Raw genomic sequence first — 18,439 nt, 5'->3', positions numbered from 1 at the left:
ATCGCCGCCCCCGAGCCCTTGCTGGGCTCGGGGGCGGCGTCATGTTCGACCGGGGTCGCTAGCGCGCCTGTGACCGCGCTCACCTAGGCTCTGCAGGCGTGCAGTCCTCGCCGGCCGGCCGGCCGTCCTATTCCAACGGGCTCGCTGACCGTCCGCTGCTCGGCGAGACGATCGATGCGAACCTGCGCCGGATCGTCGCTGAGCACGGTGCCCGCGAGGCGCTCGTCGATGTCGCGAGCGGCGCTCGCTACACCTACGACGAGCTCGATCGAGCCGTTGACGACCTTGCCCGCGGCCTGCTGGCGCGCGGTGTCGCCAAGGGCGACCGGGTCGGCATGTGGGCGCCGAGCAGCGCCGAGTGGTTTCTCGTCCAGTACGCCACCGCCCGCGTCGGGGCGATCCTGGTCAACGTCAACCCGGCCTACCGCACGTCCGAGCTCGGCTTCGTGCTCGGTCAGGCAGGGGTGAGCCTGCTGATCTCGGCGCTCGAGTTCCGCGCGAGCGACTACCGAGCGATGGTGAACGAGGTGGCCGCGCAGCTTCCGGCCCTGCGCCACGTCGTCTATCTCGCCGACCCCAGCTGGGACGCGCTGTTGGCCGCAGGTGCGGACGTCCACCCCGACCGGGTGGTCGAGCGCTCGGCGACGCTGTCCTTCGACGACCCGATCAACATCCAGTACACCTCGGGGACGACCGGCTTTCCGAAGGGCGCGACGCTCAGCTCGCACAACATTCTGAACAACGGCTTCTTCGTCGGCGAGGGCATGAGCTACACCGAGCAGGACCGGATCTGCGTGCCGGTGCCCTTCTACCACTGCTTCGGGATGGTCATGGGCAATCTGGCGTCGACGTCGCACGGCGCCTGCATCGTGATCCCCGCGCCGGCCTTCGACCCCGCAGCCACGCTGCGCGCGGTCGAGCAGGAGCGCTGCACCTCGCTCTACGGCGTGCCGACGATGTTCATCGCCGAGCTCGCGCTGCCCGACCTGGCGACCTACGACCTGTCCTCGCTGCGCACCGGCTGCATGGCGGGCTCGCCGTGTCCGGTCGAGGTGATGAAGCGGGTGATCACCGAGCTGAACATGGCCGAGGTGACGATCGCGTACGGGATGACGGAGACTTCGCCGGTCTCCACCCAGACCCGCAAGGACGACAGCCTCGATCGACGCACCTCGACGGTCGGCCGCGTCCACCCGCACGTCGAGGTGATGGTGGCAGACGAGGACACCGGCCTGCCGGTGCCGTGCGGGCAGACCGGCGAGCTGTGCACCCGGGCCTACTCGGTGATGATCGGGTATTGGGACGAGCCGGCGAAGACGGCCGAGGTGCTGCGAAGCGGTTGGATGCACACCGGGGACCTCGCGGTGATGGACGACGAGGGCTATGTGAGCATCGTCGGCCGGATCAAGGACATGGTCATCCGCGGCGGGGAGAACGTGTACCCGCGGGAAGTGGAGGAGTTCCTCTATACCCATCCGGACATCGTCGACGCCCAGGTCATCGGCGTCCCGGATGAGCGCTATGGCGAGGAGCTGATGGCGTGGGTGCGGCTTCGGCCGGGCGCGGCGGAGCTCTCCGCGCCGGCGCTGCGAGAATTCTGCGCCGGCAAGCTCGCGCACTACAAGATCCCGCGGTACGTGCACGTGGTGGACGAGTTCCCGATGACCGTCACCGGAAAGGTCCGCAAGGTGGAGATGCGCGCCGCCGCGGCGGAGCTGCTGGGCGTGCCTCCTTCGGCGGGCGGCCGACCGGCCTGAGCTTGCGCACCGCGCGATCTGGGTACATGCTTGCCTGGTAACAACTAGTTGAGTGCCACAAGCAACCGGAGTCGTGGTGACCGATGTAGCGCAGCGTCCGATCGCGGATGTCGCGCGGCGGCAACGCGTGTCGACCGTCGCAAACCATTTCATCCGCCTGATCCGGGCGTCGAACAAGGCGCGCGCGCGTTTCCTGGACGAGGTCGGCGACGCCGAGCGCTCCGCGCACATCATCCTGCGGCTGCTGCAGAACGAGGGGCCGCTGCGGGCCAGCGCCGTCGCCGAACACCTGTACTCCGACCCCTCGACTGTGAGCCGGCAGGTCGCTGAGCTCGTCAAGGGCGGCTTGCTCGAACGCGAGTCCGATCCGGCCGACGGCCGGGCGAGCCTGCTCGTCCTCACCGATGCCGCCGCCGCGCTGCTCGCCCGGCATGACGAGCTGCGAAACCAGCACTTCGCAGCGCTGCTCGCCGACTGGACCGACGAGGAGCTCGCCGCTTTTGGCGAGGCGCTGCGCCGCTTCGGCGACGACTACGTGAACGCCCAGTCCCCCTCGTGGCCAGGCGCCCGGCCGCCCGCCCAGCCGGCCACACCGACCTCGAACCCAGAAAGCGATCACTGAATGTCCGCGTCAACCGCCACGCCGCCCGTCGCCAAGCCAGCGCAGGAGGGCGGGCTGAGCCACCGGCAGATCATGACGATCCTGTCCGGCCTGATGCTCGGCATGTTCCTCGCCGCGCTGGATCAGACGATCGTCTCGACCGCCATCCGGACCATCGGCGACGACCTCGACGGCCTGTCCGCGCAGGCCTGGGTCACCACGGCCTTCCTGATCACGTCGACGATCGCGACGCCGTTGTTCGGCAAGCTGTCGGACATCTACGGGCGCAAGCCGTTCTTCATGCTCGCGATCTCGATATTCATCGTCGGCTCGGCGCTGTGCGGGCTCGCCCAGTCGATGTACATGCTGGCGGCGTTCCGCGCCTTCCAGGGCATCGGCGCCGGCGGCATCATGCCCCTGGCGCTCGCGATCATCGGCGACATCATCCCGGCGCGGCAGCGGGCCCGCTACCAGGGCTACTTCATGGCCGTCTTCGCCACGTCGTCGGTGCTCGGCCCGGTCGTCGGCGGCTTCTTCGCCGGCACCCACTCGATCCTCGGTTTCAGCGGCTGGCGCTGGATCTTCTATGTCAACGTGCCGATCGGCATCCTCGCACTGGTCGTCGTGCAGGCCGTCCTCAAGCTCGACCACAACCGCCGCCACCACGACATCGACTGGACCGGCGCGGGCATGCTCGTCGTCGCCCTCGTCCCGCTGCTGATCATCGCCGAGCAGGGCCGCACCTGGGGGTGGACCTCGGTCGGCGCGTTCTCCTGCTACCTGCTCGGCGTCGTCGGCGTCGTCGCGTTCATCGCCGCCGAACGACGCGCCGGCGATGACGCGCTGCTGCCGCTGCGGCTGTTCCGGAACAAGGTGTTCTCGGTCGGCTCGGCGCAGGCGACGTTGATTGGCATGGGCATGTTCGGCGGCCTGTCCTGCATTCCGCTCTACCTGCAGATCGTGAAGGGCGCGTCGCCCACCAAGTCCGGCCTGCTGCTGCTGCCGCTCGTCGCCGGCATCATGAGCGCGTCGCTGATCGCCGGCCAGATCACCTCGCGCACCGGGCGGTACAAGATCTTTCCGGTGATCGGGTCGGTGCTGATGGTGCTCGGCCTGGCCACCATGACGCAGATCGGGGCCGACACGGCGCTGTGGCAGACCGACCTCTACATGGCGATCTTCGGCTTCGGCCTGGGGATGAACATGCAGAGCATCGTGCTGGCCATGCAGAACGCGGTCGAGCCGCGGGACATGGGCGTCGCGACGTCTGCGGTGACGTTCTTCCGGCAGGTCGGCGGGTCGCTGGGCACTGCGGTCTTCCTGTCGATCCTGTTCTCGAGCGCGGCCACCCGGGTGGCCGGCCAATACGCGAAGGCCAAATCCGATCCGGCCTTTCAGGCTGCGGCCGCCGCGCACCCCGGCCAGCTCGAGAAGATCACCGGCAGCAGCGGGCTGAACGACACGTCGTTCCTGCACGGCCTCGACGCGACGTTGACCCACCCGTTCCTCATCGGGTTCTCGAGCGCGATGGACCTGGTGTTCCTGGTCGGCGCCATCGTGCTGGTCGCGGCCATCGTGCTGTCCGCGATGATCAAGGAGGTGCCGTTGCGGACGGTGTCCGGACAGGACGCGCGCCGCGCCGCCGAGGCTGCCGCGGCGTCGAGCACCCCCGTTGTCGACTCGACCTCGGTCTCGACGTCGGCGTCGACTTTGGCGGCCGAAGGGGCGCCGAGCGACAAGGAAACCCCGCCCGCCGCCTCGAGTGGCGCCGAACGCCCGGCGCACTAGGCTGCCCTCACGTCTTCAGCCGCGAGCGAGGGAGCACAACGTGGCCGGTAATCGGGACCTGGTGGGCACGATCAGCGGGTATCCGACCTTCGCCCACTGCGGCAAGGACGACGTGAAGGCCCTCGTGGAGGCGGGCAGCGACTTCTCGTTGCCGGCCGGCTGGCCGCTCGTGCAAGAGGGCATTCCGGCCGACGCCTGCTACGTCCTCACCGACGGCGAGGCGCGGGTGTTCCACCAGCGCGACCAGATCGCGACGGTCGGTCCGGGCGACGTCGTGGGGGAGATGGCGTTGCTGGGCGGGGGTCAGCGCCGGGCGACGGTGACCTCGTCCACGAAGGTGGCCGGGCTGCGCGTCGACAACGACCGGCTGCGGCCCTTGTTGGACAAGCGTCCGAAGCTGGCCGAGGCGTTCCGCGAGGTCTATAACGCGCACAGCGGATCCTGACGCGCGAGCCACAGCAGCGGCCTGGCGTGGCTGTCGGCCTCGTGTGGTGGCCAGGGGCGGGGTCGAACCGCCGACCTTCCGCTTTTCAGGCGGACGCTCGTACCAACTGAGCTACCTGGCCGATGCTCATCGCCCGCGTCAGTCGGCGACGGGCGAGAGTCTACCGGGCGCGCGCACCTCGTCGTAGCGCTGCCAGACCAGCCGCACCAGCGCGGGATGCACGCCCAACGGCGGCGCGACGGCGCTCCCGACTGCGCCGACTGCGGCGACTGCGCCGGCGAGGGTGCTGAGGAACTGCCCCTCGGCGAGCAGGTAGGTCGACACCGCGAGCGGATGGGCCCGATTCGCAAAGAACGCCGGCAGGTCGTCGGCCACCGTCACCGTCTCGACCGGCCGGCCGAGCCGCCGGGCGAGCAGCTGCGCCGTCTGCGCGAGCTCGGTCGCGGCCTCAGCGCGGCTGGACCCGGCGGCGGCCAGGACGACCGACGCCGCCGGGTCGGGCGAGGACTCCGCGAGCCGATCGACGAGCGCCTCGACCAGCAGCGGGTGCGGGCCGAGGTGCCGGGCGACGCGGACCGCCGGATAAGGCGAGCAGGCAGCCGGAATGTCGGCCTGCGCGTGATAGCCCGTGGACAGCAGCAGGGGCACCGCGATCGTCGGCCGGTCGTCCAAGACTTGGGGCAGTCGCGGTTCGGCGACGTCGAGGTAGCAGAGCTCGACGGGGAAGTCCGGCCGCGCGGCGGCGAGCGCCGCGACGAGGCCTTCGGTGGTGGCGATGCCGACGGGCGAGGCGGTGCCGTGAGCGACGACCAGCAACCGCTCGTGCATGGCGACCCCGACGGGACTTGAACCCGCGACCTCCGCCGTGACAGGGCGGCACGCTAACCAGCTGCGCTACGGGGCCTGAACCGGCCGTGACCGGGTGACCAATTACTCTAGGAAAGCAGGTGCCCCCAACGGGATTCGAACCCGTGCTACCGCCTTGAAAGGGCGGCGTCCTGGGCCTCTAGACGATGAGGGCGGCGGGAGTGCTCGGGTGGCGAGCGCTTACGCGAACCGCATCATGCTAGCCCCGTTGGCGGACCTGCCCAGTATAGGGGACGACCGTCGGCGTCACGCCGCGCAGCCGCACCACGCCGGCTGGGTCGCGCTCGACAGCAGTCAGCCAGCCGCCGCGCGCGCCGTGCTCGCGCAGCTGCGGCGCGTCCGCGGCCAGGACGACCTGGGTGCCCCCGCGCTGCTCCCACTCCATCCTCGCCCGGTGGCCGGCCTGCGCCAGCGGCAGGATCGACGAGTGCTGGGCCAGCGCGTCGCGCGCCTCGCGCAGATGGGCGATCGCGTCGTCGAGCGCGGTCACGAGCGCGGGGTTGTCGTCGCACCAGGTCGTGACGAGCTCCGGCCGGGTGCGCGCCACTCGCGAGCCCGAGCGATACGAGCCGGCCGCCAGGGACAGGCCGAGCGGGCCGCCGGCGAGTCCGGTGAGCGCCAGCGCCTCGGCGAGCACATGCGGCAATCCGATCACCCGGGCCACGGCGGCGTCCTGCTCCGCGGCGCTCGTCGGCACCGGCCGGGCGCCCAACCGGCAGACGAAGTCCGCAACGCGCAGCCACGCGTCGAGCCGCGTGTCGTGCTCCAACGTCAGCGCCCAGGGCGCGTCGCGGAACAGGTCGGGGTCCGCGGCGGCCCAACCGGTCTCCTCCACCCCGGCGAGCGGATGACCCCCCACGAACGCGGCCCGGGGGTGGTGCGCGCGCACCGCGGCGAGCACCGGCTGCTTCAACGTGCCGACGTCGGTGAGCACGGCGTCCGGCGACAGCAGCGCGGCGACGGACCGCAGCGCGGGCTCGACTTCGGGCAGCGGCATCGCGAGCACGACGAGGTCCGCGCCGTGCACCGCCGCGCCGACGTCGTCGGCCACCTCGAAACCCGCCGCGGCGGCGGCGGCGGCCGTCCCGGGATCGGGATCGATCCCGACTACCTCCGCGCCGGCCCGCGCCGCCGCCTGCAGCACCGAGCCGCCGATCAGGCCGATGCCCAGCACGGCGACCCGTGGGGCCCCGCCCAACCAGTCGGCCGGCCAGCCGCCACCGAGCCGGTCCGGCCGGCGGTCCGGCGCGTGCCGGTCCGGCCTCATCCCAGCGCCAGCCTGCGACGCCGCTGCTGTGCATCCACGACGCGACGGTAACGCCTGCGTGTTCGCGCCTTCCGACACGTGCGTGGGCGTGCCAGGATCGGAATCCGTCGTACGACAGTCGTCGAAGGCAGAGGGGGCGAGACAGTTGGCCGAACGTGGGTACGCGGTCGCAGCCCACCGCGACGGTTCGCGGTGGCGGCTCGATCCGCTGCCCCCCGCCGTGCTCGACGACCTCGGCGTGCTGCTCGCCGCGCTGCGCTCGCAACCGCCGGAAGGCGGCCCGTTCGTCATCGCCTGCGTGGACGAGGAGTTCTTCCTGATCGCGCGCCAGGACGGCAAGCGGCTCTCGCTGCTGCTGTCCGACCTCACCGCCGCCGTCGAGTTCCCGCTCGCCGAGCAGGCGATCGCCAAGCTCGGCGAGGACCCGCCGGCGGACGAGGAGCTGGACGAGATTTGGCCGGTCGGCGACCTCGAGCTGTTCACCGACCTGGGCCTGCCGGAGGAGGACATGGAGGAGATCCTGGACGACCTCGACGCGCTGCCCGAGGAGATGCTTGACGCCATCGCCGAGCGGCTGGACATCGTCGACGAATACGCCACCGCGAGCGATGCGGCGCTGGCCGCGACCGCGCCGTGAGCTACTTCGCCGCGGTCCTGACCCGCGCGAACGACCGCTGGCGCGGCGCGACGGCGGAGCTGTCGGACTGCGAGTCCGTCGGCGACCTGGGCGACGTGCTGCGCGACCACAGCGGCGAGGTCCGGTTGCTCCTCGTCGAACAGGACGACGAGTACGCAGCGCTGGTCCGGCTCGACGACGGCCAGGACGAGCCACGGGCGTTCCTGTCCGACGGGCACGCGGCCGACGCGTACCCGGTCGCCGCGGTGGTCGGTGAGGAGCTTGCCGAGATCGGCGGTGACGAGCTGGCCGACGACCCGTTGGCGAGCGTCGCGCCCGCGCACGACAGCGCGCCGTTCGGCGACCCGGACATCGTCGGCGACCTCGGCGTCTCCGCGGCCGACCTGTTGGCGATGTGCGCGCACCCCGGCACGTTGCCGGTGGACCTGCTCGTGGCGGTGTGCGAGAAGGCGGGCGCCGGCGAGGTCTTCGAAGACCTGCGCGGGTGACCGGCGCACCTGGCGGCGCCACCGACTCCCCGGACGGCGGCCGGCGCGGCTACCCCGCCGACGTGCTCGCCGCGCTCGATCCGGCGTTGGCGGTCGCCCGGCACGCGCTGCTCAGCGGCGACGTCCCGGTCGGCGCGGCCGTGCTGGATCCGGCCGGCACGGTGCTCGCCGCCGCTCGCAACGAACGCGAGATCGGCGCCGACCCCACCGGGCATGCGGAGGTGCTGGCGCTGCGCCGGGCGGGCGCCGCGCTGGGCGACTGGCAACTCACCGGTTGCACGCTCGTCGTCACGCTGGAACCGTGCACGATGTGCGCCGGCGCGGTGGTGCTGTCCCGGGTCGCGCGGCTGGTGTTCGGCGCGTGGGACCCGAAGGCCGGCGCGGTCGGCTCACTGTGGGACGTCGTTCGGGATCGCCGGCTCAACCATCGCCCGGAGGTCTTCGGCGGCGTCCGGGCGGCGGAGTGCGCAGCGCTGCTGACGGAGTTCTTCGCCGAGATCCGCTGACGGCCGCCCGTGTAGCCTTTCCGGCGGTGGCGTGTCCGAGCGGCCAAAGGAGCACGCCTCGAAAGCGTGTGTGGGTAACACCACCGTGGGTTCGAATCCCACCGCCACCGCCCTGAAACCCTCATCCCACAAGGGTTTCGGCGCTCCGCGCCAGTCTTCGCTCGGTCGAATGGGTTGGGGCGGAGACGATTTGCTGACTACGCCGGCTGTTCGACGCTCTCCAAGTCTGATTGCGGATCGACACGAACCCAGCAGAGACCGGAGTCTTGGCTCGGAGGCGCATTTTCCACGACGCGTTCTTTGAAATCGAACGCTGCCCTTCAGATCATCTAGGCCGAGGGATCGGCAACGTCCCGCCTCTTGCTGTGCACGTCTACGAATTGTTCTTCCTGTGCTCCGTAGCTGACGGCGAGCCCAGGCTGCGGAACCACTCGAGACGCTCGACGTCGCGTGGTTCAAGTTGGATGACCCTCCCCGAGCTCTCGGTCGGCCGCGTCACAATGCGCAACTGCAGCGGGCCCTTGCGCATCATCGTGACCCACGCCCACCAACTGAATTCGACTGACGATCGGACGCTTGGCTTTGCAGACCCTCGTCGACGCTGTGTTGGTCAACGATCGGCAATCGGCACGGCGACTGGCGAAGCGACTGAGGCGCGGGATACTCGTTCGGTGACCATGGCGACGGCGACAGTGGTGGAGCGTTCCGGGCCAGGCATCAGCGCCGCGCTTGACAAGCACACCCCGCAGGAGCGCCCCCACTTCGAGGCTGAGCTTCGCAATGCCTTGGCTCGCGCCAGTGATGACCTCGACGTGGCTCGGATCGACGAGGTGCTGCGCCGCTGGCACAGCCGCGCCACCATCGTCGCCAATCCACTGACTAACGAGGAACAAGCAATGCTGCGGCGAGCCAGGGCCGGGCAGCCGAACGGGTTGCGGGCCCGCGACGAGCATGGCGGTTGGACCCCAGCAGCCCGGTCATCGATCCGCTCGCGGATGCAGGGGCCTTGCCTTCCCCCACTGTTGCAAGCATAATGCAAGCATGCCTAACGTACTGGTCCGCGACGTCCCAGAAGAAGTCCACAGTGCGCTACAGCGCAAAGCCGAGCAGCGCCACCAGTCCTTGCAGCAATACCTATCCACCGAGCTCCGACACCTGGCCGCACGCCGCTCAATCGCCGACGTCCTCAACGACGTAGAGGACCAGCGCGGCGGCCGTGTCGGCTTCGCCACGGCCGCCGCCGACCTGGACGAAGAACGCTCCGCGCGGTGACAACTCCCTCGCGCGCCGCGTGATCATCGTCGACGCGTCCGTTTTGGCGAACGCTTTGGCCGACGACGAGAAGGACGGAGAAACCGCTCGCAGCGAGCTACGCGCCGCCGGAGACATCGCTGCCCCCGACCTCATCGACGTCGAGACAGTGTCGGTGCTGCGCAAGCGGTGGCTGCGCCGCACGCTCACCGATCAGCGTTTCGCCGCCGCCATCGCCCACCTCCAGCAACTCGGCTTCGAGCGTGCCGCGACGCTGCACCTCATGCCACGCGCCTTCGAACTGCGTGCCAATGTCAGCGCCTACGACGCCTGCTACGTCGCACTCGCCGAGCACTTGGACTGCGAACTGGTCACCGTCGATGGGCGGCTGGCCAACGCAACCGGCCCCCGCTGCGCGATCCGCGTCTTGCGCTGAAGCGCCAGCCGGACCCGGAGCACCGGTTGAAGATCCCCGAACGGGCCCCCCTCAGGCCGTGGTCGACGTAGACACCATCGACGTCGGCGCTGAGCTCGGTCAACGCGTTGCGTTGCGTGGTGAGGTCCTGTTCCTCGGTCAGTACGCCGGCGGGGCCGATCGGCAGTCCGGGCATGACAACTCGCTGATGGGGTGAGGCCGACCCGCGCGGGGTTGGCGCGGCAGGCGACAACGGCGGCAGTCGCTAGTGCCGAGATTGACCTGTTCCCTGCGGTGGCCGCCCTGCTCGATTAGGTCGACGACCCCCTGGGCGTAGTCGGCGGCGCTGATCGCACCGCCGTTCGGGTCGACGGCGACCTCGTCGCTCCAGGCACCCCGCGTTGGTTCACACGTCGCCGCCGAGCCGCTAGGGGTGACAGTGCGGTGCACTTGCGGACAGGCTGGCACGCGGCGCTGCCATGATCATCGACGGTGGCGCCGTTTGGCGAGGGCGCAGCGGATGAGGTACGGCGGTGTGGGCGGCATCCACCCGAGCTGCAGACCTTGGCCGAGGTCGTCGCGCACCGCCCAGTGCTCGGTAACCTTGGCGTCGATGACGTGCTGCCAGTGCGTCTGGCGGACCGCGAACGACCTGCCGGTGGGTGCCCAGACGCGATCGAGTTCGCCATCACCCGTATAGGTCACGAAGTCGCCGGTGTGCCGACCGCTCATCGTTGCGTCGATGACCACGAGATCGTCCTGCACGACGACGTGGTGCAGCTCGTGGGACAGGTCGGCGAACGCCGAACGCAGCCAGAGCGCGGTCGCGTGGAACCCGTCTGGCCCCCCGACACGGCACCCGGGCGGCTCGATGATGTCCTCCCGATTGACGGCGTCGCGAGCGATCACGGCCTCGAAGTCCGTCAGATCGCCGTCCGCCATGATCGACAAGCTGCGCAGCGCGACGTCACCCGTCGCAGAAGTTGTCAGGGACATGGCCGCCGCTTTCGGTAAAGTTGGACAGTAATGAAAGATAGGATGGCTTCGATGCCAGACGATGTCAACCCTGGCGCCGCACGCCGCCCGGCAACGGACAGGCGCTCCTACGACGTCAGTCGCCGACGCGAACGGGCCCGCGAAAGACGTCGGGACGTAGTGCACGCCGCCCGACACCTGTTCGAGGAACGCGGTTATACCGCCACCACGATCGTCGATGTCGCGCGCGCGGCGGGAGTTTCTCCCGAGAGCATCTACAAGAGCTTCGGCAGCAAGGCCGCGCTGCTGAAGGAAGTCTTCGACGTCGTGATCGCCGGCGACGACGAGCCGGTGGCCGTGCCCGACCGCGCGGAGGCCACGGCGATTCGGGAAGAACCCGACCTTCGCCGGAAGCTCCTCATGTACGCCGAACAGGCAGCTGTCCGGGCACAGCGCTCGGCGGCGATTCAGATCGTCATCCGCAACGGTGCCGCAAGCGACCCCGACCTGCGCCGGCTCTGGGATCAACTCGCCGAACAGCGTCTGACCGGCATGGGAATGCTGGCCGGCCATCTCGCGACCACCGGCGAACTACGAGCCGACCCCGACGCAGCGCGCGACGTCCTTTGGACCTGCATCTCGGTCGAGATCTACGACCTCCTCGTGCTCCAGCGCGGCTGGAGCCTTCCCACCTACACCGACTGGCTCGGTAGAACCCTCGTCACCCATCTCATTGGTGACTAGCCGGTGTCTCGCAAGGCTGCCGCGTGGCGCCACCCACTGGCGATCGAAATTGATCACCTCGCCGGCGATGTCGAAGTCGGCGTCGTAGTGCACGAGCGTCAGCTCGTGCGCGTCTCGGCGATCTCGTCGCGCATCTACAACTCGGCGAACTCCGCCAGGTCGAGGCAGCGCTGCGACTCGTCATGGATCTGTAGGTCCCGTCCTTCGCTGGTGCCCTCCACCTTGGCGGCATGCGCTGATCAGCGCACGGCCCGTGACCAACGAAGCCGATCCTGCGCCGTCGAGAGGTCAGTGTTCTGGCAGTTCGCCGTAGGCGACGATCGACAGGAATTTGATCGGCAGCTCGACGAGCTCCGCCGGGCCGTGCGGCGCCTCGCCGTCGAATTGCAGCGCGTCGCCCGGGCGCATCGTGAACGAGTTCTTGCCGTGCCCGTAGACGATGACGCCCTCGAGCATGTAGAGGAACTCGGTGCCGGCGTGCTGGAAGAGCGGGAACACCTCGCTGGCCTCGGTCAGCGTCACGAGCGAGGCCTCCATCCGCTTGTGCGCGCCGCGCAGGGCGCCGAGCAGCGTGTACTCGTGATGCACCCGGGTGCCCCGGCCGACGATCCGCGCGCCGTGCCCGGCCGGCGTGAACACCGCCTCGAGGTCGGCGTCCAGGCCGCGGAACAGCGCGGACACCGGCACGCCGAGCCCGGCGGCCAGCCGTCCGATCGTGGTCAGGCTGCACGACGTCTGGGCGTTCTCGATCTTGGAGAACATCGCCTTCGAGATGCCGACGACATGCGCCATCTCGGCGACCGACAGGCCAGCCGCCTGCCGGTACGCGCGCACCTGCCGGGCGATCACCTGCTCGAGGCTCTGCGCCTCGGTCTGGGTGCCGCCGATCTCCGCGGCCCGGCCATGGCCGTTGCCGGCCGTCGTCTCCGGCGTCGTCACGCAGCGAATCGTACGGCCGACTCTGCGTTTCGCCGCTGAGCTGCGCCTATCGCAGCTGACCCGCGCCCGCGTAGGGATGCGCGGTGACGGTCAGGTCGCCGTCGGCGAACCGGCTGAGCCGGAAGTCGGACGCCGGCACGGCGGGCGCCCGGCTCTCGCCGTAGAGCACCAGGTCGGCGAGCAACTCGCCCACCGCGGCGGAGATCTTGAAGCCGTGGCCGCTGAAGCCGGCCGCGATGAACAGGCTGTCCACCGGCGTCGCGGAGATGACCGGGTTGAAGTCCGGCGTGACGTCGTAGCAGCCGGCGTAGGACGACATCAAGGCTGCGTCGAGCGTGGGGAAGCGGTGCGCGAACTTGGCGACCGCCGTCTCGACGTGCGCGTCGTCGGCGCCGTTGCGGTAGTCGTCCGGGTCGGCCGGCTCGAGCTGGGCAAGATCGCTGTTGCCGAGCAGCAGCTCGCCCGACGGCTCCGGCCGGATGTACTGCAGTCGGACGAGGTCGGACAGCACCGGGACGGGGCCGAGCGGCCGGCCGGGGTCGACGAGCAGGATCGGCTCGCGGTGCACGACCAGCGGCACGTGCACCCCGTGCTCGGCGACGAGGCTCGGCGTCCATGGCCCGGCCGCCACGACGACGGCGCCGGCGCTGATCAGCTCGCCGCCCGCGGTGCGCACCCCTGCGACCCGGTCGCCGGCGAGGGCCAGCTCGGCCACCGGCGTGCCCGGCCGGATCGTCGCGCCGGATCGTCGCGCCTGCGCCGCGTAGGCCATCGCAGTCGAGTAGGCGTCGCCGTATCCGCCGCGCGGCTCGTAGGCGAACACCGCGAAGTCGTCGAGCCGCGCGTGCGGCCACAGCCCGCGGACGTCGTCGGCGTCGACGAGCCGGGTGTCGACGCCGAGCCGCTGCTGGGCGGCGACGCTGGCCCGGAACGGGTCGGCGTTCTCCGGCCCGGCCGCGGCGACGTAGCCGACCTGGGCGAAGCCGACGTCGGCGTCGAGCAGGTCACGCGCCTGCTCGAGCACCTCGGTGCCGCGCAGGGCCATCGCGGCCAGTGACGGCACGCCGTAGTGGCAGCGCACGATGCCGCTGGACTTGCCGGTGCCGGCCGACGCCAGCGAGCCGCGCTCGAGGACGACCACGTCGCGCACGCCCCGGCTCGTCAGCGCCCAGGCGGTCGCCAAGCCCTCGATCCCGCCGCCGACGACGACTACGTCGGCCGAACGCGACGCGCTCACCGCCCCGGCACCCAACTCGTCCCGGCGAGCGGCACCCGGGCCATCGCCGCCGCCTCGACGGTGAGCGCCACCAGGTCCTCGGGCTCGAGGTGCAGCAGGTGCGCCTTGCCGCACGCGCGGGCGAGCGTCTGCGCCTCGAGCGTCATCACCTTCAGGAAGTTCGCGACCCGCCGGCCGCCGAGCACCGGGTCCAGCCGGGCGGCGAGCGTCTCGTCCTGGGTCGTGATGCCCGCCGGGTCCTGCCCGCTGTGGTAGGCGTCGAAGGCGCCCGCCGTGGTGCCGAGCCGCTGGTAGTCCTCTTCGAAACGCGGGTCGTTGTCGCCGAGCGCGACGAGCGCGGCGGTGCCGATCGACACCGCGTCCGCGCCCAGCGCGAGCGCCTTCGCCATGTCCGCGCCGCCGCGGATCCCGCCCGACACCACGAGCTGGACCTTGCGGTGCATGCCCTGCTCCTGCAACGCCTCGACCGCCTGCGGCAGCGCGGCCAGCGTCGGGATGCCGACGTGCTCGATGAACACGCTCTGCGTCGCGGCGGTGCCGCCCTGCATGCCGTCGAGCACGACGACGTCGGCGCCCGCCTTGATCGCCAGGCTCACGTCGAAGTAGGTGCGCGAGGCGCCGACCTTGACGAAGATCGGCTTCTCCCAGTCGGTGATCTCGCGCAGCTCCAGGATCTTGATCGCCAGGTCGTCGGGACCGGTCCAGTCCGGGTGCCGACACGCGCTGCGCTGGTCGATCCCCACGGGCAGCGTCCGCATGCCCGCCACCCGCTCGGTCACCTTCTGCCCGAGCAGCATCCCGCCGCCGCCGGGCTTCGCGCCCTGGCCGAGCACGATCTCGATGGCGTCGGCCCGGCGGAGGTCGTCGGGATTCATCCCGTACCGCGACGGCAGGTACTGGTACACGAGGGTCTTCGAGTGCTCGCGTTCCTCGGCAGTCATGCCGCCGTCGCCGGTGGTGGTCGACGTCCCGACCTCGCTGGCGCCGCGGCCGAGGGCCTCCTTGGCGTTGGCCGAGAGCGCGCCGAAGCTCATGCCGGCGATCGTGACCGGCGTCGCCAGCCGCAGAGGGAACTTCGCGTGCCGGTCGCCGAGCACGACCTCGGTGTCGCACCGCTCGCGGTAGCCCTCGAGCGGATAGCGGGACATGCTCGCGCCGAGCAGCAGCAGGTCGTCGAAGTGCGGCAGCGCCCGCTTCGCGCCCCAGCCGCGGATGTCGTACACGCCGGTCGTCGCCGCCCGCTGGATCTCGGCGATCGTCGCCTGGTCGAAGCTCGCGGACAGCCGCGCGCCGCGTGGGTCGCTCATGGCCGCTGCTCCTGACGGGCGTCGTCGACGTGGTAGTTGTACAGCGTCCGAGCCGATCCATAACGGGTGAACTCGGCCGGCGCGGCGTCGAAGCCGGCCGCGCCGAGCAGCTCGGCGAGTTCGGCGAGGTGCTCGTCCCGCATCGGCTTGGCGACGCAGTCGGCGCCGAGCGACTTGACCCGGCCGCGCACGTAGATCCGGGTCTCGTAGACCGAGTCGCCCAGCGCGTCGCCGGCGTCGCCGCAGACGACGAGCCGCCCGGCCTGCGCCATGAACGCGCTGACGTGTCCCACGTCGCCGCCGACGACGATGTCCGCGCCCTTGAGCGAGATGCCGCAGCGCGCGCCGGCGTTGCCGTCGATCACGAGCAGGCCGCCGTGCGCTGTCGCGCCTGCGGACTGCGACACGTTGCCGCGCACGCGCACCGACCCGGACATCATGTTCTCGGCGACCCCGACGCCCGCGCTGCCCTCGACCAGCACGCGGGCGCGCTGGTTCATGCCGGCGCAGTAGTAGCCCACTTGGCCGTCGATCCGCACGTCGATCTCGGCGGTCAGCCCGACCGCGAGGTTGTGCCGGCCGTCCGGATGCGCGATCCGCCACCGGCTGCCGTCGCCGGCGCGGTGCAGCGCCTGGTTCAGCTCGCTAGTCGAGTCCGAGCGCAGGTCGACCTGCGTCTCGCTGACGGTTCCCTCGATCATCGTTTCCACGTGTAGACCTCCTCAGGCTCGGGCTCGAAGATCAGCGCGTTCTCGATGCCCGGCAGGCCGGTGAGCGCCCGGTACTCCGACGCCATCGCCACCCACTCGGTGGTCTCGGCGACGACAGCGGGCTTGCAGGCGATGGCGTCGCGCACGACCGCGAAGGAGTCGGCGGTCGTGACGAGCAAGGTGTAGAAGCCGTCGAAACGCTCGCAGAGCAGCCGCAGCGCCTTGTCCAGGTCAGCGCCGCCGGCGAGCTGATGGGCGATGAAGCGCGCGCCGACCTCGGAGTCGTTGTCGCTGTCGAAGCGCACGCCGTCGGCGATCAGCTCGCGGCGGATCGTCGCGTGGTTGCTGAACGAGCCGTTGTGCACCAACGAGATGTCCGCGCCGGCCGAGAACGGGTGCGAGCCGGCGGCGGTGACCGCCGACTCGGTCGCCATCCGCGTGTGGCCGACCGCCTGCCATCCGGTGGCGGCGTCGACGCCGAACGCGTCGATGAGCGCGGCGGGGTGGCCGGCGCCCTTGAGCACGACGCTGTCGCTTCCCCAACTCGTGATCGTGGCGTCCGGGACGGCCTCGCGCACCGCGCCCAGCAGGCTGTCCGGGTCGAGCGCGGACCGGACGACGGTGGTGGGGCCGGCCGGCACGAGCTCGGCCACCTCGCTCAGCGCGGCGAGCTGTCCCGGCGCGGCGAGCACGCCGACGGTGGTCCCGCCGGGCGGCGACACGTAGCGCGGGTCGCCGTACACGGCGACGCCGGCGGAGTCGGTGCCGCGGTCGGCGAGCTGTCGCAGCATGCCGGCGGTCAGGGTCCCGAGGCGGGGACGCAACGTGTCGTGGCGCAAGTGCAGACCGGCGATGCCGCACATGGGCGGACCATCCCTTCAGGTGTGGACTCAGCAGTGAATGGGCTCAGCAGGTATGGACTTAGCAAATATGGACTCAGACGGCGGTGAGGTAGTGCTCGATCTCCCACGGCGTGACCTGGTTGTGCCAGGTGTAGAACTCCTCGCGTTTGAGGTTCGCGTAGTACGCCGCGACGCCGGCCGCGGGATCGACCGCGTCGAGCGCGCCGGTGAGCACGTCGTCGTTCTCGAAGGCGTGCACGGCGTCTAACAGCGTTCGCGGCAACGCGGCGCCGCCGTCGCGCTCGCCGGGCGCGCCCGGGTCCAGGTCGCGTTCCAGGCCGTCGAGCCCGGCCGCGATCACCGCCGCGGCCGCGAGATACGGATCGGCCGAGCCGTCCGCGCCGCGCAGCTCGAAGCGGTTGCCGTCCGGCACGCGCACCAGGTGCGTGCGGTCGTTGCCGCCGTAGCTGGCGACCCGCGGCGGCGCCCAGGTTGCGCCGGAGCTCGTCGTGGCCGCGCCGGTGCGCTTGTAGGAGTTGACGGTCGGCGCGATGAGGGCGTGCAGGCCGGGCGCGTGCGCGAGCACCCCGGCGAGAAAGGCGTAGGCCTCGGGGGACAGGCCCAGGCCGTGCCGGTCGGCCCCGCGGGCGGGGAACACCGGCGACCCGTCGCGCCACAGCGACAGGTGCAGGTGCAGGCCGGTGCCGGTGCGGTCGGTGAACGGCTTGGGCATGAAGGTGGCGAGCATGCCGCGCTGCTCGGCGAGCATGTGGATCAGGTAGCGCAGTGTGAGGACGCGGTCGGCGGTCGTCAGGACGTCGCTGTAGGCGAAGTTCTGCTCGAACTGGCCGTTGCCGTCCTCGTGGTCGCTGGCGTAGGGCTCCCAGCCCATCTCGTCCATCGCCTCGGTGACGGCGGCGAGGTGGTCGAACATCCGGGTCACGCCGCGCACGTCGTAGCACGGCTGCGCCGCGTCGTCCCGGTCGTCTGCGACGGCCAGGCTGCCGTCGGCGGCGCGACGCAGCAGGAAGTACTCCGCCTCGGCGCCGGCCTGCACCTGTAGGCCGAGCGCCGCCGCGCGATCGACCATCGCGCGCAGGATGTTGCGCGGCGCGAACGGGTGGAGCGCGCCCTCGACGTGCGCGTCGCAGTGCACCATCGCCAGCCCCGGCCGCAGGAACGGCAGCGGCGTGTAGGAGGCGAGATCGGGCAGCGCCATGACGTCCGGGTCGCGCGGCGTCTGGCCGAGCGCGCCCGCGGCGTAGCCGGCGAAGCCGACGCCCTCGTGTTGCAGCATGTCCGCCGCGCGCGCCGGCACGAGCTTGGCGCACGGCTTGCCGACCAGCGTGCTGAAGGTGGCGAGCAGGTGCTTCGTGCCGTCGGCCTCGGCCATCTCCCGCAGCGAGCGGGCGGGCGAGACGCCGGGCGAGGGCGCGTCAGGCACGTGCCGGGTGTCGTCGAGCATTGTCATCGCGGCTTCCTCGAAGGAGCGGTGGACACGTGGGCTGCGCCCGCAGCGGCGCGGATCGCTGTTTCTTATCAGTAAACGATGCTGCCTGACAGTAGATTAGCCGACGCCGAGCACGGGCGTGCGCCGCGAGTTCCCGAGCCAGTCTCAGGCGTCGCACCGCGTTGACCGGCTTGTCACTCCGTCGAAACAAAG

The 18,439-nt window shown here is 70.9% G+C and carries 21 protein-coding genes and 4 tRNA genes; 13 read left to right on the top strand and 12 right to left on the bottom strand.

Features of this window, described 5'->3' with window-relative positions:
* Positions 1-98 precede the first annotated feature (98 nt).
* From ACFFBG_RS08600 to ACFFBG_RS08585, 4 genes are all read left to right on the top strand, one after another.
* Positions 99-1,757, top strand: coding sequence for an AMP-binding protein (locus tag ACFFBG_RS08600; RefSeq protein ID WP_375477653.1), 1,659 nt, complete (start codon positions 99-101; stop codon positions 1,755-1,757).
* A gap of 76 nt (positions 1,758-1,833) precedes the next feature.
* Complete coding sequence (locus tag ACFFBG_RS08595; protein ID WP_375477651.1) at positions 1,834-2,379, top strand: MarR family winged helix-turn-helix transcriptional regulator; 546 nt, start codon at positions 1,834-1,836, stop codon at positions 2,377-2,379.
* Complete coding sequence (locus ACFFBG_RS08590; protein ID WP_375477649.1) at positions 2,380-4,146, top strand: MDR family MFS transporter; 1,767 nt, start codon at positions 2,380-2,382, stop codon at positions 4,144-4,146.
* Positions 4,147-4,186: 40 nt separating this feature from the next.
* On the top strand, positions 4,187-4,591 hold the full coding sequence (locus tag ACFFBG_RS08585; RefSeq protein WP_375477647.1) for a Crp/Fnr family transcriptional regulator: 405 nt from the start codon (positions 4,187-4,189) through the stop codon (positions 4,589-4,591).
* Between the two features lie 44 nt (positions 4,592-4,635).
* Here the strand turns inward: ACFFBG_RS08585 and ACFFBG_RS08580 are convergent.
* From ACFFBG_RS08580 to ACFFBG_RS08560, 5 genes are all read right to left on the bottom strand, one after another.
* Positions 4,636-4,712, bottom strand: a tRNA-Phe gene (locus tag ACFFBG_RS08580).
* Positions 4,713-4,729: 17 nt separating this feature from the next.
* Complete coding sequence (locus ACFFBG_RS08575) at positions 4,730-5,419, bottom strand: sirohydrochlorin chelatase (RefSeq protein WP_375477645.1); 690 nt, start codon at positions 5,417-5,419, stop codon at positions 4,730-4,732.
* A tRNA-Asp gene (locus ACFFBG_RS08570) sits at positions 5,419-5,495 on the bottom strand. Before ACFFBG_RS08570 ends, ACFFBG_RS08575 begins: the two co-directional genes overlap by 1 nt.
* Before the next feature lie 44 nt (positions 5,496-5,539).
* Positions 5,540-5,612, bottom strand: a tRNA-Glu gene (locus ACFFBG_RS08565).
* Between the two features lie 45 nt (positions 5,613-5,657).
* A complete protein-coding gene (locus ACFFBG_RS08560) occupies positions 5,658-6,725 on the bottom strand; it encodes a prephenate dehydrogenase (RefSeq protein ID WP_375477643.1) in 1,068 nt (355 codons plus the stop codon).
* Between the two features lie 145 nt (positions 6,726-6,870).
* Here ACFFBG_RS08560 and ACFFBG_RS08555 point away from each other — a divergent pair, with 145 nt between their 5' ends.
* The 8 genes from ACFFBG_RS08555 to ACFFBG_RS08520 all read left to right on the top strand — a co-directional run bounded on the left by ACFFBG_RS08555 (position 6,871) and on the right by ACFFBG_RS08520 (position 10,239).
* Positions 6,871-7,362, top strand: coding sequence for a tRNA adenosine deaminase-associated protein (locus tag ACFFBG_RS08555; protein ID WP_375477641.1), 492 nt, complete (start codon positions 6,871-6,873; stop codon positions 7,360-7,362).
* A complete protein-coding gene (locus ACFFBG_RS08550; RefSeq protein WP_375477639.1) occupies positions 7,359-7,850 on the top strand; it encodes a tRNA adenosine deaminase-associated protein in 492 nt (163 codons plus the stop codon). The genes ACFFBG_RS08555 and ACFFBG_RS08550 overlap by 4 nt, the downstream gene beginning before the upstream one ends.
* 62 nt (positions 7,851-7,912) lie before the next feature.
* Positions 7,913-8,356 carry a nucleoside deaminase gene (locus ACFFBG_RS08545; RefSeq protein ID WP_375478159.1) on the top strand — a complete coding sequence of 148 codons (444 nt, stop codon included), beginning with the start codon at positions 7,913-7,915 and terminating at the stop codon, positions 8,354-8,356.
* A gap of 25 nt (positions 8,357-8,381) precedes the next feature.
* Positions 8,382-8,466, top strand: a tRNA-Ser gene (locus tag ACFFBG_RS08540).
* A gap of 567 nt (positions 8,467-9,033) precedes the next feature.
* Complete coding sequence (locus ACFFBG_RS08535) at positions 9,034-9,390, top strand: DUF6247 family protein (protein WP_375478157.1); 357 nt, start codon at positions 9,034-9,036, stop codon at positions 9,388-9,390.
* A 7-nt stretch (positions 9,391-9,397) separates the two neighbouring features.
* Positions 9,398-9,628: a hypothetical protein gene (locus ACFFBG_RS08530; RefSeq protein ID WP_375477637.1), complete on the top strand. Its 231-nt coding sequence runs from the start codon at positions 9,398-9,400 to the stop codon at positions 9,626-9,628.
* Between the two features lie 19 nt (positions 9,629-9,647).
* Positions 9,648-10,043, top strand: coding sequence for a type II toxin-antitoxin system VapC family toxin (locus ACFFBG_RS08525; protein ID WP_375478155.1), 396 nt, complete (start codon positions 9,648-9,650; stop codon positions 10,041-10,043).
* A 58-nt stretch (positions 10,044-10,101) separates the two neighbouring features.
* Complete coding sequence (locus ACFFBG_RS08520; RefSeq protein ID WP_375477635.1) at positions 10,102-10,239, top strand: hypothetical protein; 138 nt, start codon at positions 10,102-10,104, stop codon at positions 10,237-10,239.
* Between the two features lie 266 nt (positions 10,240-10,505).
* Here ACFFBG_RS08520 and ACFFBG_RS08515 read toward each other — a convergent pair whose 3' ends face one another.
* Entirely contained in the window at positions 10,506-11,018 is a 513-nt protein-coding gene (locus tag ACFFBG_RS08515; RefSeq protein WP_375477633.1) for an ester cyclase, read from the bottom strand.
* Between the two features lie 51 nt (positions 11,019-11,069).
* Here ACFFBG_RS08515 and ACFFBG_RS08510 point away from each other — a divergent pair, with 51 nt between their 5' ends.
* Positions 11,070-11,741, top strand: a complete 672-nt coding sequence (locus ACFFBG_RS08510) for a TetR/AcrR family transcriptional regulator (protein WP_375477631.1) — start codon at positions 11,070-11,072, stop codon at positions 11,739-11,741.
* A 288-nt stretch (positions 11,742-12,029) separates the two neighbouring features.
* On the opposite strand, the gene ACFFBG_RS08505 is transcribed toward ACFFBG_RS08510, so the two are convergent.
* The 6 genes from ACFFBG_RS08505 to glnT all read right to left on the bottom strand — a co-directional run bounded on the left by ACFFBG_RS08505 (position 12,030) and on the right by glnT (position 18,241).
* Positions 12,030-12,629: a helix-turn-helix domain-containing protein gene (locus ACFFBG_RS08505; protein WP_375478153.1), complete on the bottom strand. Its 600-nt coding sequence runs from the start codon at positions 12,627-12,629 to the stop codon at positions 12,030-12,032.
* Positions 12,630-12,726: 97 nt separating this feature from the next.
* Entirely contained in the window at positions 12,727-13,917 is a 1,191-nt protein-coding gene (locus ACFFBG_RS08500) for an NAD(P)/FAD-dependent oxidoreductase (RefSeq protein WP_375477629.1), read from the bottom strand.
* Positions 13,914-15,224 carry an FMN-binding glutamate synthase family protein gene (locus tag ACFFBG_RS08495; RefSeq protein ID WP_375477627.1) on the bottom strand — a complete coding sequence of 437 codons (1,311 nt, stop codon included), beginning with the start codon at positions 15,222-15,224 and terminating at the stop codon, positions 13,914-13,916. Before ACFFBG_RS08495 ends, ACFFBG_RS08500 begins: the two co-directional genes overlap by 4 nt.
* Positions 15,221-15,925 carry a protein glxC gene (locus tag ACFFBG_RS08490; protein ID WP_375477625.1) on the bottom strand — a complete coding sequence of 235 codons (705 nt, stop codon included), beginning with the start codon at positions 15,923-15,925 and terminating at the stop codon, positions 15,221-15,223. The genes ACFFBG_RS08495 and ACFFBG_RS08490 overlap by 4 nt, the downstream gene beginning before the upstream one ends.
* Complete coding sequence (locus ACFFBG_RS08485; protein ID WP_375477623.1) at positions 15,922-16,797, bottom strand: glutamine amidotransferase; 876 nt, start codon at positions 16,795-16,797, stop codon at positions 15,922-15,924. Before ACFFBG_RS08485 ends, ACFFBG_RS08490 begins: the two co-directional genes overlap by 4 nt.
* Positions 16,798-16,870: 73 nt before the next feature.
* Positions 16,871-18,241, bottom strand: a complete 1,371-nt coding sequence (gene glnT, locus ACFFBG_RS08480; RefSeq protein ID WP_375478151.1) for a type III glutamate--ammonia ligase — start codon at positions 18,239-18,241, stop codon at positions 16,871-16,873.
* Between the last annotated feature and the right edge of the window lie 198 nt (positions 18,242-18,439).

Source organism: uncultured Jatrophihabitans sp. (assembly GCF_964251945.1).
In the GTDB taxonomy this organism is placed as follows: Bacteria; Actinomycetota; Actinomycetes; order Mycobacteriales; family Jatrophihabitantaceae; genus Jatrophihabitans.
This window is presented reverse-complemented; position numbering and strand designations above follow the sequence as displayed.